At 67.1% G+C, this 12053-nt stretch carries 10 protein-coding genes; 5 read left to right on the top strand and 5 right to left on the bottom strand.

Going from position 1 to position 12053, the window contains the following annotated elements:
• Positions 1-161: 161 nt before the first annotated feature.
• Complete coding sequence (locus EKL94_RS20910; RefSeq protein WP_126930490.1) at positions 162-668, bottom strand: hypothetical protein; 507 nt, start codon at positions 666-668, stop codon at positions 162-164.
• A 220-nt stretch (positions 669-888) separates the two neighbouring features.
• The gene (locus EKL94_RS20905) at positions 889-1980 is read right to left on the bottom strand and encodes an OmpA family protein (protein WP_126930489.1); all 1092 of its coding nucleotides are present in this window, start codon (positions 1978-1980) and stop codon (positions 889-891) included.
• A gap of 357 nt (positions 1981-2337) precedes the next feature.
• Here EKL94_RS20905 and EKL94_RS20900 point away from each other — a divergent pair, with 357 nt between their 5' ends.
• The 5 genes from EKL94_RS20900 (at position 2338) to EKL94_RS20880 (ending at position 7855) form a co-directional block, all read left to right on the top strand.
• Positions 2338-3357 carry a zinc-binding alcohol dehydrogenase family protein gene (locus tag EKL94_RS20900; RefSeq protein ID WP_126930488.1) on the top strand — a complete coding sequence of 340 codons (1020 nt, stop codon included), beginning with the start codon at positions 2338-2340 and terminating at the stop codon, positions 3355-3357.
• Positions 3358-3501: 144 nt separating this feature from the next.
• On the top strand, positions 3502-4131 hold the full coding sequence (gene yczE / locus EKL94_RS20895; protein ID WP_071229484.1) for a membrane protein YczE: 630 nt from the start codon (positions 3502-3504) through the stop codon (positions 4129-4131).
• Positions 4132-4371: 240 nt separating this feature from the next.
• Complete coding sequence (locus EKL94_RS20890) at positions 4372-6402, top strand: NADPH-dependent 2,4-dienoyl-CoA reductase (protein WP_126930487.1); 2031 nt, start codon at positions 4372-4374, stop codon at positions 6400-6402.
• Between the two features lie 298 nt (positions 6403-6700).
• Positions 6701-7159 (top strand): cell wall hydrolase, encoded by a 459-nt coding sequence (locus EKL94_RS20885; protein ID WP_004154513.1) that lies wholly within the window; start codon positions 6701-6703, stop codon positions 7157-7159.
• Between the two features lie 84 nt (positions 7160-7243).
• Positions 7244-7855, top strand: a complete 612-nt coding sequence (locus tag EKL94_RS20880) for a glutathione S-transferase N-terminal domain-containing protein (protein WP_126930486.1) — start codon at positions 7244-7246, stop codon at positions 7853-7855.
• A gap of 79 nt (positions 7856-7934) precedes the next feature.
• On the opposite strand, the gene EKL94_RS20875 is transcribed toward EKL94_RS20880, so the two are convergent.
• The 3 genes from EKL94_RS20875 to prpE form a co-directional block, all read right to left on the bottom strand.
• On the bottom strand, positions 7935-8990 hold the full coding sequence (locus EKL94_RS20875) for a suppressor of fused domain protein (RefSeq protein ID WP_126930485.1): 1056 nt from the start codon (positions 8988-8990) through the stop codon (positions 7935-7937).
• A 46-nt stretch (positions 8991-9036) separates the two neighbouring features.
• The gene (locus tag EKL94_RS20870) at positions 9037-9540 is read right to left on the bottom strand and encodes a hypothetical protein (RefSeq protein ID WP_126930484.1); all 504 of its coding nucleotides are present in this window, start codon (positions 9538-9540) and stop codon (positions 9037-9039) included.
• Between the two features lie 215 nt (positions 9541-9755).
• A complete protein-coding gene (prpE, locus tag EKL94_RS20865; RefSeq protein ID WP_126930483.1) occupies positions 9756-11636 on the bottom strand; it encodes a propionate--CoA ligase in 1881 nt (626 codons plus the stop codon).
• Positions 11637-12053: the final 417 nt, after the last annotated feature.

Genomic DNA, 12053 nt, shown 5'->3' with positions numbered 1-12053 from the left:
TGGGATCGGTGAGTGGGAGGTGGGAAGCACATATGAAGGAGCCAATCAAGTAAACTAAGTGCACTTGTTTTTTTTCAAATGCGAAGACGGGCTCCCGGATTGGAGCCCGGCTCGGGGGCCAGGTGGGCGGCGCGTGCGCAAGCCTCTGCTCCCCGCGGTGCTTACTTCTTGTCGACCGGCTTGGTCTCAGCCGGTGCATCGGCCGGGGCCGGAGTGGCGGCCGGAGCCGGACGCGCCTTGACCACACGCACGCCACGCGCCTTCATCCAGGCGTCGAACTCTTCGGCGGTCATGCGCTTGCCGTTCTGGCTCATATCGAAGCGCCAGGGCGTGTTGTCGAATTCGGTCTGCGGCTTGTAGGCCGCCGGATCGTTCGGCTTCACCGCCGGGGCGCTCGGAATGGCCTTGGCGATGTTCTGGCACCCATCGATGCGCAGGCGCTGCAGCACCTGGTCCAGCGACTGCGACGGATCGTAGTTGCTGCTCAGCACGCCGGCCGGCATGCCCAGCTGATTGCCACGGATGTAGAGCTCGTCGGCCACCGGCGCGATGGTCGTGGCCGGCAACGGCAGCGGCGAGGCGCTGGTGTTGACCGAGCAATCGACCGCAGCGTGGGCGGCGGGAACCAGGGCCAGCGCCAGGAAGGCGGCCGATGCAGAGCGCAGCATGAAGGGCATCCAGGAAAGGAAGTGACGCGGCGAGTTTAGCAATGCCGCGACAGCTTTCAAGCGCCACTTTCAATGAATACGGCAACTCATTGGTTTTACGGGCAAAAACCCGACAAACGGTTACTGCCGGACCGGCAGATACCCGCATTCCGGGTCGCAGAAACAACAAGACCCGGCCGAAGCCGGGTCCTGCTGTGACTTACTGGCAGAGCGTCAGAACTTAGTTCTGGACGTTCAGCTCGGTACGACGGTTCTTGGCGCGACCTTCCGGGTTGTCCGAACCATCCGGGTTGGTGTTCGGAGCAATCGGACGGCTCTCGCCGTAGCCGATCGGGCCGACCAGGCGACCGGCGTCAACGCCGTTCTTGGTCAGGTAGTTGTACACGGCGGTAGCGCGACGCTCCGACAGCTTCTGGTTGTAAGCGTCGGTACCCTTCGAGTCGGTGTGACCGGCAACTTCAACGCGCAGATCCGGGTAACGCTTCAGGATCTCGGTGGCTTCGCTCAGGATCGCCACGGCGTCCGGACGCAGGTTCGACTTGTCGAAGTCGAAGTTGACGCCCTTCAGGTCGATGGAGACCGGCACCGGGCAACCGTCCGGACCGATGGTCTGACCCGGCTGCGAGTTCGGGCACTTGTCGTCGCAGTTGTTGACGCCGTCACCGTCGTCATCCAGGTCGGCGCAGCTCGGGGCAACCGGAGCCGGAGCCGGAGCAGCCGCGACCGGAGCCGGGCCCAGCGGGATCACGACGCCGACCGAAGCCAGCACGTCACCGAACCAGTCTTCCTTCTGAGCGGCAACGCTCTGGTCGTCGAAGTCAGCGCGGTAGGCCACTTCGGCGCGGACAGCAACACGCTTTTCGAAGGTGGTCTGCAGGCCGACGCCCAGCTTGGCGGCAACGTTGCCGTCCTTACGCTGGCGCGGACCATTGGCATTCAGCGCCGGGTACTCTTCTTCCGACTTCTGGTAGCCCAGGCCACCGACGATGTACGGGTTCCAGCCGCGGCCTTCCTTGATGAAGTGGCGACGCAGGTCCAGCGAGACGCCGTACTGCGACCAGTTCAGGTCCTTGTTCGAATCGAAGTTCGGGTTCTGATAGTTCAGCTCACCGTCCAGCGACCAGTTCGGGCTGATGAACTTGCCCAGGCCCAGGGTCACGAACGGAGCGTCATTGGTCAGACGGTCGCTGTCCTGGAAGTTGAAGCCGGCCGAACCGGTCAGGTACCAGCGGTCATCGAACTCCTGCGCCGAAGCTGCCTGGGCAAAAGCCAGGCCGCCCAGCAGCGCGGCAGTAAGGATCTTCTTGTTCATTGAGTACAGCTCCTATTTCGGGGGTATGAAACCGGTAGAGGCATGGGCCAGCACAAGTGCGTCGATGTACGACAGCCGATTCAGCACGCCACCGCCGCGAACATTATGCTCAGGCGGGTGAAGGCCATGTTAACAGTCCCGTAACATGTGAAGTGTTGCGCCCGACCGTCCGCCGGTCCGACGTTGAAACCCTATACAGGATGATGAAAATCCGCAAGACCCTCACACTGCAAGGGTTTGACGGGGTTTAGGCGGGGAAAACGACATATTGCGCAGCGCGCTGCATCACACGGTTCAGCGTGTTTGCGGAAAGGTGAGGAACCTTATGATGGAGCCACGAACCCAGCCGGAGCCGTGATGAAAGCCGTCGCCCTGAGTCGTGAATCCGCCCCTGCCCTGTGCGATATCCACCTGCCCCCGCCGCTGCCTCCCCAGGGGCGTGACCTGCTGGTCCGGGTCGAGGCAGTTTCGGTCAACCCCGTCGATGGCAAGCAGCGTGCCAGCACGGACCCGGCCACGCTCCAGGCGCCCCGCGTGCTGGGTTGGGACGCCGCCGGCGTGGTCGAGGCGATCGGCGACGAGGCCAGCCTGTTCGCGTCTGGCGACGAGGTCTATTACGCCGGTGATGTCACCCGCCCCGGCTGCAATGCGCAGTACCACTGGGTGGACGAACGCCTGGTCGCGCGCAAGCCGACCACGCTGGATTTCGCTGAAGCCGCCGCGCTGCCGCTGACCACGCTCACCGCCTGGGAGCTGCTGTTCGAGCGCATGCCCCTGCGGCTGGACGATCGCCGCCACGCCGGCCAGCACCTGCTGGTGATCGGCGGTGCGGGCGGGGTTGGCTCGATGGCGATCCAGCTGGCCCGCCATGCGGGTTTCGAGGTGATCGCTACGGCGTCGCGCGAGGCCTCGGCCGACTGGTGCCGGCAGATGGGTGCCCGACACGTGATCGACCACCGGCAACCACTTCAGGCCCAGCTGCAGGCGCTGGGCATCGACACGGTGCAGGTCGCACTCAACCTGGCCGACACCGATCACTACTGGGACGAACTGGGCCTGCTGCTGGCGCCGCAGGGACACGTCGGCCTGATCGTCGAGCCGCGTGGGCCGCTGCGCATCGGCGATCCCTACAAGGCCAAGTGCATCGGCATCCACTGGGAGTTCATGTTCGCGCGCTCGCGCTTTGCCACTGCCGACTGCATCGAGCAGCACCGCATCCTCAGCCGCACGGCCAGCATGATCGATGCCGGCCAGCTGCGCGGCACCCTCAGCGAGACGCTGGGCCCGATCAATGCGGCAAATCTGGACATCGCGCATCAGCGCCTGGCCGGCGGACGCACGGTGGGCAAGCTGGCGCTGGCGGGCTGGGGCGGCTGAGCCAGGCTGGAACGCCGATGTAAAGCCGAGCCCCACATGCAGGATCGACGTTGCCTGTAGCGGCGGATTGGTTGGCATCTGTATCTATGGAAGTTACTGAATCGGGATTACGGTGGAAACAGATCCTCCTCCCCCGAGACCGCCATGCCCACCGCCCTGCCCCTGCGCCTGCTGCAACTGATCACCGGCCTGTTCCTGTATGGCTTCGGCGCATCGCTGATGATCCGTGCCGCCATCGGCGTGGCGCCCTGGGACGTGCTGTCGCAGGGCATCGCCGCGCAGACGCCACTGTCGTTCGGGCTGGCCACCAACGTGATCGGCGCGCTGGTGCTGCTGCTGTGGTGGCCACTGCGGCAGAAGCCGGGTGTCGGCACCGTGCTCAACGTGATGCTGATCGGCCCCTCCGCGCAGTTCGGGCTGTGGCTGCTGCCGCCAGCGGTCGGCCTTGGCTGGCAGCTGGCGATGTTCTGCGCCGGCATGCTGCTGGTCGCGCTGGCCACCGGCCTGTACATCGGTGCCAAGCTGGGCCCTGGCCCGCGCGACGGCCTGATGACCGGCCTGCATGCCCGTACCGGCTGGCCGATCTGGAAAGTGCGCAGCCTGATCGAGGGCAGCGTGCTGCTGCTGGGCTGGTGGCTGGGCGGCAATGTCGGCCTCGGCACGCTGGCCTTCGCCCTGCTGATCGGGCCGCTGTGCGGGGTCACGCTGGGCTGGTTCGGGATCGGTCGCACCCCGGTGGTGCCGGCCGCTGGCCGACAACCGCAATCGCCCTGAGCTGATCGGGATGCCGGCCAGCGGCCGGCACTACCGCCCCCGGAGTTCGGGGGCAGCGCCGCAGGCGCGGGGGTTGCAGGCCGGTAAGTGGGACCCGCGGTTCGCGTAGCGAAATGCGGGAGCGACAGCACGCATGTGCCGAGCGTACCCGGCCAGCGGCCGGCACTCCCCCCAGGCGGCCCTTGCCCCGGCGGCCGTTTCGCGGCACGCTTCGCGCTTCCGTACGCAAGCGTATCGACCATGTCGCCAGCCAACGAAAGCGCCTATCCCCACCTGTTCGCCCCGCTGGACCTGGGCTTCACCCAGCTGCGCAACCGCGTATTGATGGGCTCGATGCACACCGGCCTGGAGGATCGCGCCCGCGACTTCCCGCGGCTGGCGGCCTATTTCGCCGAACGCGCCGAGGGCGGCGTCGGCCTGATCGTCACCGGTGGCTTCGCGCCGAACGTGGTCGGCTGGCTGAAGCCGTTCGGCGGCAAGCTGTCCTGGCCCTGGGAAGTACGCCCCCACCGGCAGCTCACCGCCGCCGCGCACCAGCACGGCGCGAAGATCTGCCTGCAGTTGCTGCATGCCGGCCGCTATGCCTACCACCCTTTGTCGGTAGCGCCGTCGAAGCTGAAAGCGCCGATCAACCCGTTCACCCCGCGCGCGCTCTCGGCCAGTGGCGTCGAACGCCATATCGCCGACTACGCACGCAGCGCGAAGCTGGCCCGCGAGGCTGGCTACGACGGCGTCGAAGTAATGGGCTCGGAGGGCTACCTCATCAACGAGTTCATCGCCCCGCGCACCAACAAGCGCACCGACCGTTGGGGCGGTGATGCCAGCCAGCGCATGCGCTTCGCGGTGGAGATCGTGCGCCGTATCCGCGAGGCCTGCGGCCCGGACTTCATCATCATCTACCGCCTGTCGCTGGTGGACCTGGTCGACGACGGCAGCAACTGGGAAGAAATCGTGCAGCAGGCGCAGGCGATCGAGGCGGCCGGCGCGACGATCATCAATTCCGGCATCGGCTGGCACGAAGCGCGCATTCCGACCATCGCCACCTCGGTGCCGCGTGCTGCCTTCGCCGGGGTCACCGCCAAGCTCAAGCCGCATGTAACGGTGCCGCTGGTGGCGACCAACCGCATCAACATGCCCGACGTCGCCGAGCACATCCTCGCCAGCGGCGGTGCGGACATGGTGTCGCTGGCGCGCCCGCTGCTGGCCGACCCGCAATGGCCCAACAAGGCCCGCGCCGGCCGCGCCGAGGCGATCAACACCTGCATCGCCTGCAACCAGGCCTGCCTGGACCACGTGTTCGAGAACAAGCTGGCCAGCTGCCTGGTCAATCCGCGCGCCGCCCACGAGACCGAGCTGGTCTACCGCCCCACCACCACGCCGAAGAAGGTTGCCGTGGTCGGTGCCGGCCCTGCCGGCCTGGCCTGTGCCACGGTCGCTGCCCAGCGCGGCCACCAGGTCACCCTGTTCGATGCCAACGAGGAGATCGGCGGCCAGTTCAACGTGGCCAAGCGCATCCCCGGCAAGGAAGAGTTCCACGAGACCCTGCGCTACTTCCGCCACACGCTGGCCGAAACCGGTGTGCAGCTGCGCCTGGGCACCCGCGCCGATGCCGCCAGCCTGGCCGGCTTCGACGAGGTGGTGCTGGCCACCGGCATCACCCCGCGCAAGGTCGACTTCCCCGGTGCCGACCACGCCAAGGTGGTGAGCTACCTGGACGTGCTGCTGGGCCGGGTCGAAGTGGGCGCCAATGCGGCGATCATCGGCGCCGGCGGCATCGGCTTCGATGTCGGCGAATTCCTCAGCCACGCCGGCGAGTCGCCATCCCTCGACCCGCAGCGCTGGATGGCCGAATGGGGCGTGGATGCCAGCTTTGAGGCCCGCGGCTCACTGGGCCGGCCCGAGGTCGAGCCATCACCGCGGCGGCTGTGGCTGCTGCAGCGCAGCCCGGGCAAGCCCGGCGCGCGGCTGGGCAAGACCACCGGCTGGATCCACCGCGCCACGCTGAAGGCCAAGGGCGTGCGCATGCTCGGTGGCGTCGAGTACCTGGGTGTGGACGACGAAGGCCTGCGCATCCGCGTGGAAGGCAGCGAACAGCTGCTGCCGGTCGACCATGTGGTGATCTGCGCCGGGCAGGAACCGAACCGCGCGTTGGACGCCGAACTGCAGGCCGCCGGCATCAACGCGCAGCTGATCGGCGGTGTCGATGTAGCCGCCGAACTGGATGCGAAGCGCGCGATCGACCAGGGCAGCCGGGTCGCCGCCGCGCTCTGATGAGCGCCTGAATGGGGGGCGGAATGTGATTTCCGTCACCCCTGCCGAACCTGAATGTCAAGCCGGACGGTTCACGATGCGTTCGGCTATCCCCCCCTACCTTGCGCCATCTTTCCGCTCACCAGCCAGTTTCCGGTGAGCCGGCGCAGCCCCCTCGATCGGTACTGATCGATTCTTTTGGGGCTGCCCACGGGGCGGCCCCGATGGCCGCCTCCCCATGACGCCAAGTCGTACCCCGCCTCCTGTCGCCGCCGCGGCCGGAACCGGAGCGTGCGGCCCATACGGAGCAAGGAGTTATATGAAACTGGCCTGGATTCTCTGGCTGTCGCAGTTGTTGCCGCAGCCGGCCGCTGATTCACTGTGTCTGAGCACCACCGTTTACCTGGAAGCCCGCGACCAGACCCTGCGCGGCCAGCAGGCCGTCGCCGAGGTAGCCCTGCGCCGCCTCGACAGTGGCCTGTGGGGCGACTCGATGTGCCAGGTGGTCACCGCGCGCAAGCAGTTCGCACCGACCATCGTCTCCCCCGGCACCCAGCTGGGCAATGACGCGGCCTGGAGCGAGGCGATGAACGTGGCCTTCGACGCCGAGCGCAACTGGGCGCTGCCGGCCGGCGAGCGCCGCGAGATCGTGCCCGGTGCCAGCCACTTCGCCGCGCTGTCCATCGCCAGCCCGAACTGGCGCAATGCGTACCAGGTGGCCACCATCGGCGATCACACCTTCTATAAGGTGCAGAACCTCAAGCCGCGCCAGTCGTAACGATCCGTGCTGGCGGCAGCATTGCCGCCCGCCGCCAGGCTCTGGGATAGTGGGGGCTTCCCGCCCGCATCACCTGGAGTTCCCATGAAGCTGTACAGCAAGCCCGGTGCCTGTTCCACCGCCGACCACATCGCCCTGCAGTGGACCGGCCAGCCGTTCGAGGTTGAACTGCTGAACAAGGACACCCTGAAGGGCCCGGAATTCCTCAGGATCAATCCGGCCGGTGCCGTTCCCGCGCTGGTTGACGGCGACTTCGTGCTGCTGCAGAACGCCGCGATCATGGGCTATATCGCCGACAGCTTCCCGCAGGCCGGCCTCGGCGGCGACGGCAGCCCGCGCCAGCGCGCTGAAGCCACCCGCTGGCTGGCCTTCGTCAATTCCGATGTGCATCCGGCCTTCTCGCCGCTGTTCTCGCCGGGCAAGTTCATCGCCGACGAGAGCCAGTTCGACGCGATCCGTGCCGCCGCGCACAAGCGCCTGCGTGGCCTGTTCGAGACTGCCGACACGCAGCTGGCCGACAAGCCGTGGCTGGCCGGCTTCCGCAGCTTCGCCGACCCGTACTTCTACATCACCCTGCGCTGGGCTGCCGGCACCAGGGTCGACCTGTCCGGCCTGGAGAACCTGGCCGCCTACAAGGCGCGCATGGATGCCGATGCCGGCGTGCAGGCCGCACTGAAGGCCGAAGGCCTGGCCTGACCTGCCCGCCGGGTCTGAGCCGGGGGCGGATCCGTCTGCGCAGCAGGTGGCTCCGACCCCCTCGGTTCCAACAGCCTGATCAACCGATCTGGCGGATCACTTCGCCCTTGGCATCGCGCAGGTAGGTCGGCACCACTTCGATGCGCAGCGCCGCCGCCACCGGGTAGATCCCGCGCTCGGCACGCACGCCTGCCAGGGCTTCCAGACCCGTCTCGTCCAACGCCCAGCGCGCGCTGTCGGCCGATACCTCGCCGGTTTCACCGCGCGCGGCCGGAATGAACTCCCACTGCCGCTCGCGGCTGACCAGTTCCAGCGATTTGCCGTGGCGCAGGCGCAATGGCAGCAGCTCGCACACACTGGCGACCTGGCCGGCACCGAGCACCAGCGTGGTGACGCCTGCCTCCTGCCGCCAATCCAGTGTCTCGATGAACAACATGCCGGTGCTGGAGCCCTCGCGCTCGCTGCCGGCCTGCACCTGTGCGGCCAGTGCCGGATCCTCCAGCAGGTTGCCGCGATGCAGGTCACTGACCCACAGCGGCATCGCCGGTTGCAGCGCCTGCAGCACACCACGCGTCGACCAGCGCTTGACCGCTTCCATCTCCTCATCGGTCAGTCCGACCAGCTGCAGGAACTGCAGGTGGCCATTGGCGGTGTCGCGTGCGGGCAACTGGGGGTCCGCGACGAAGGCCAGATGGCATAAGCGCGTGCCGGTCTCCAGCGCGATCGGGCCGTTGGCATTGAGGTGATGACCATCCTCGAACACGTTGCCACTGCCGAACACATAGCGCGCCAGGTTCTGCAGCAGGTTCATCGGCCACACCGGCGGTGTGCTGCCGGCGTTCTCACCGACGTCGGCAGCGAGGCGGAAGGTCAGCTCGAAACCATAGCCGCTGACATCGGCATCACTGCTCTCCTTGGCATACAGCTCGGAGAAGCCGTAAGTGACGTAGTGCCAGTGCGGAACCGGCGCATCCGCCCAGTACACACTGATGCCATCGAGCGGATCCTGGCCACCGAGCGTGTACGGAAGCGCGGTGCCGAAGTGACGCGGCTCCTGCCCGGCATACAGCGGCGCCAGCGCCGCATTGATCGCGTCCCAGCCGGGGGTATCGGTGTCGTCGTGGTCGTCCTGCACGCGGGACTCCTTGTGGGGAAGTGAACCGATCACTTTACGCGGTGGCTCAGGCCTGCACGACCTCGCCGCCACCATTGATCACGGCGGCCTGGGTTTCCTGCCACCAGCGCTGCGCCAGCGCCGGACTGCGCGCCTTGCCCACCGCCGCCAGCAGTTCCGGGCACAGGCGTTCCAGTGCCAGCGCATCGGTGCAGCGTTCGATCTTCAACTGCATGAAGTAGCCCTTCAGGCCCAGATGGCGCCGCACTGCCTCGCTCATCGCGTCGTACAGCTGCTGGTACAGCGCCGGGTCCTGTTCGCGCCCGCTGCTGATGCTGCGCGTCGGTGCGGTTTCGGCACTTCCGCCGATCACTTCGATCAGGCCCTGCGCTGACAATTGCTCCAGTGCGTCCGGTGGCGCGCGCAGGCCTTCGAACAGGCCGCGCAATTCAGTGTCATCGCGATGGCCGTCGACCATCAGCAGGATCGAACGCAGTGCCGCCGGCAGGCGCCGGCCACGGTCTTCGATTTCCTGACGGCCAGCAGCCGTCTTGGCGTGCAGCAATGCCATTGCCTCCCCCTCCCTCGATGCGCAATGCCGGCGCGCCCTGGCGGGCACGCTCCCCTGTGTGCCATCCCCGGACGGCACGCGCCTTCCCCGGCGCGCGCCGCGTATTGCAGGTCGATGACAGGCCGAGCTTAGCGCAAGTGCTGCGGGTAGTGCCGGCCGCTGGCCGGCAACCTCGGGATTGATGGGGGTGCCGGCCAGCGGCCGGCACTACCGGATCAGCGGCCCAGCGCCCGGCGGATCTCCTCCAGCGCGCTGGGATCATCCAGCGTCGACAGGTCACCCGGGTCGCGCTGTTCGGCCAGCGCCTGCAACGAGCGCCGCAACAGCTTGCCCGAACGGGTCTTGGGCAGCGCATTGACCACGTGCACATGCGCCGGGCGCGCGACCGCGCCAAGCGAAGTCGTCACCGTGGCCATCATCTCGGCCACCACCGGCGCCGGATCCTCGCCATCCAGGCCCTGCTTGAGGGTGACGAACACCAGCGGCACCTGCCCCTTCAACTCATCCTTGACCCCGATCACCGCAGCCTCGGCCACGCGCGGATGGCTGGAAATGGCCTCCTCGATCTCGCGCGTGCCCAGGCGGTGCCCGGCCACGTTGATCACATCATCGGTGCGACCGAGGATGAAGGTGTAGCCATCGTCGTCGCGGATCGCCCAGTCCAGCGAGCTGTACAGCAGTTCCTTGAAGTGGCTGAAGTAGCTCTGCAGGAAACGGCTGTCGTCGTTCCACACCGTACTCATGCAGCCCGGCGGCAACGGCGGCGACACCACCAGCACGCCCTTCTGCCCCGGCGCGACTTCCTCGCCGGTGTTCTCGTCGATCACCTTCATCCGGTAGCCGAGATTGGGGAAGCCCGGCGAACCGAAGCGCACCGGCTTCATCTCCAGGCCCGGCAGCAGGGTCAGTGCCGGCCAGCCGGTTTCGGTCTGCCAGTAGTTGTCGATGATCGGCTTGCCGAGCGCTTCGCTGATCCAGTGCGCGGTGGGTTCGTCGAGCGGCTCACCGGCCAGGAACAGGTACTTCAGCGCACGCAGGTCGTGGCGATGGATGAAGTCCGCGTCGTGCTTCTTCAGCACACGGATGGCGGTGGGCGACGAGAACATCGTGCGCACGTTGTACTGCTCGCACAGCGCCCACCAGATGCCCGGGTCCGGGTTGGTCGGCAGCCCTTCGTACAGCAGCGAAGTGCAGCCACCGATCAGCGGTCCGTACACGTTGTAGGAGTGACCCACGGCCCAGCCGACATCGGAGGTCGAGAACATCACCTGCCCCGGCCTGCAGTCGAACACGGTCTCCATCGACTGGGCCATCGCCACCGCGTATCCGCCCACGTCGCGTTGCACGCCCTTCGGCTTGCCAGTGGTGCCGGAGGTGTACAGCAGGTAGCTCGGTTCACTCGCTTCCAGCCACTGCACCGGTACGTCGACTTCACCAATCTGCGCACGCAGCGTGGCGTAGTCCACATCACGCCCCGGCACACGCGGTTCGGCCGGATCCAGCCCGCGCGAAACAATCAGCACATGCGGTGGCGGCGAAGCCGCTTCGGCGCAGGCGGCGTCGACCATCGGCTTGTATGGAATCAGCTTGCCACCGCGCATGCCGGCATCGGCGGCGATCAGCAGCTTGGGCTTCGCATCGTCGATGCGCAGCGCCAGGTTGTGCGCGGCGAAGCCACCAAACACCACCGAGTGCACCGCACCGATGCGCGCGCAGGCCAGCATCGCGAACACGGCTTCGGCCATGTTCGGCATGTAGATCACCACGCGGTCGCCGTGGCCAACGCCGAGATGCTTGAGCACCGCGGCGAAGTCGTTCACTTCGCGATACAGCTGGCGATAGGTGATCTCGCGCGTGCTGTTGGTTTCGGTGGAAATGGCGACCAGTGCGAGCTGGTCGGCGCGCTCGGCCAGGTGGCGGTCGACGGCGTTGTAGCAGAGATTGGTTTCACCGCCGACGAACCAGCGCCGGAACGGTGGGTTGCTGTAGTCGAGCACCTGCTGCGGCGGTTTGTGCCAATGGATGCGCTTGGCTTCCTCGCCCCAGAAGGCCTCCGGCTCGTCGATCGAGCGACGGTAGGTTTCCTCGTAGTTCATGACGCAGCCCTCCCAGACAAAGTCATGGGTTCGAGGATAGTCCGGCGCTGCCGCGCGGGCCGCCCTACCTTGGTAGGGGGGTGGGGTTCTCATGCAGGGCTGCGCCCTGCACCTGCAGAGGCCGAAGCCGAAGCAACAGCAGAAGCTGGCTTACTGGGGGATGGCGGGGTGGGCCCGGTGGCGGGAGACGCCGTAAACCCGTCCATGGGGGCTTGGCCGCGGCATCCATGCCCCGGACACCCCCGCCACCGGCCCCACCCCCCCTTCGACAGATTTCCGCGGCCTGCCGGAACGACGCAGTGCCCCGGCGGGTGTCGCCCTTGGGGCCACCCGGGGGTACCCCGCCCCTTTCGCCACATTCCCCACCCCCAGGTCTTTCCCCGCAGAGCGCTCTGTAGGTGGCTCACCATCTTCCAG

It is taken from the genome of Stenotrophomonas maltophilia, assembly GCF_003970865.1.
GTDB classification, from domain to species: domain Bacteria; phylum Pseudomonadota; class Gammaproteobacteria; order Xanthomonadales; family Xanthomonadaceae; genus Stenotrophomonas; species Stenotrophomonas maltophilia_AR.
The sequence above is the reverse complement of the archived record's forward strand: the minus strand, read 5'-3'. Positions and strand labels throughout refer to the sequence as shown.

Bases quoted from the DNA above. Each gene is read 5' to 3' on its own strand.
- EKL94_RS20910 (WP_126930490.1), bottom strand. From the start codon at position 668: ATGCTGCGCTCTGCATCGGCCGCCTTCCTGGCGCTGGCCCTGGTTCCC.
- EKL94_RS20905 (WP_126930489.1), bottom strand. From the start codon at position 1,980: ATGAACAAGAAGATCCTTACTGCCGCGCTGCTGGGCGGCCTGGCTTTT.
- EKL94_RS20900 (WP_126930488.1), top strand. From the start codon at position 2,338: ATGAAAGCCGTCGCCCTGAGTCGTGAATCCGCCCCTGCCCTGTGCGAT.
- yczE (WP_071229484.1), top strand. From the start codon at position 3,502: ATGCCCACCGCCCTGCCCCTGCGCCTGCTGCAACTGATCACCGGCCTG.
- EKL94_RS20890 (WP_126930487.1), top strand. From the start codon at position 4,372: ATGTCGCCAGCCAACGAAAGCGCCTATCCCCACCTGTTCGCCCCGCTG.
- EKL94_RS20885 (WP_004154513.1), top strand. From the start codon at position 6,701: ATGAAACTGGCCTGGATTCTCTGGCTGTCGCAGTTGTTGCCGCAGCCG.
- EKL94_RS20880 (WP_126930486.1), top strand. From the start codon at position 7,244: ATGAAGCTGTACAGCAAGCCCGGTGCCTGTTCCACCGCCGACCACATC.
- EKL94_RS20870 (WP_126930484.1), bottom strand. From the start codon at position 9,540: ATGGCATTGCTGCACGCCAAGACGGCTGCTGGCCGTCAGGAAATCGAA.
- prpE (WP_126930483.1), bottom strand. From the start codon at position 11,636: ATGAACTACGAGGAAACCTACCGTCGCTCGATCGACGAGCCGGAGGCC.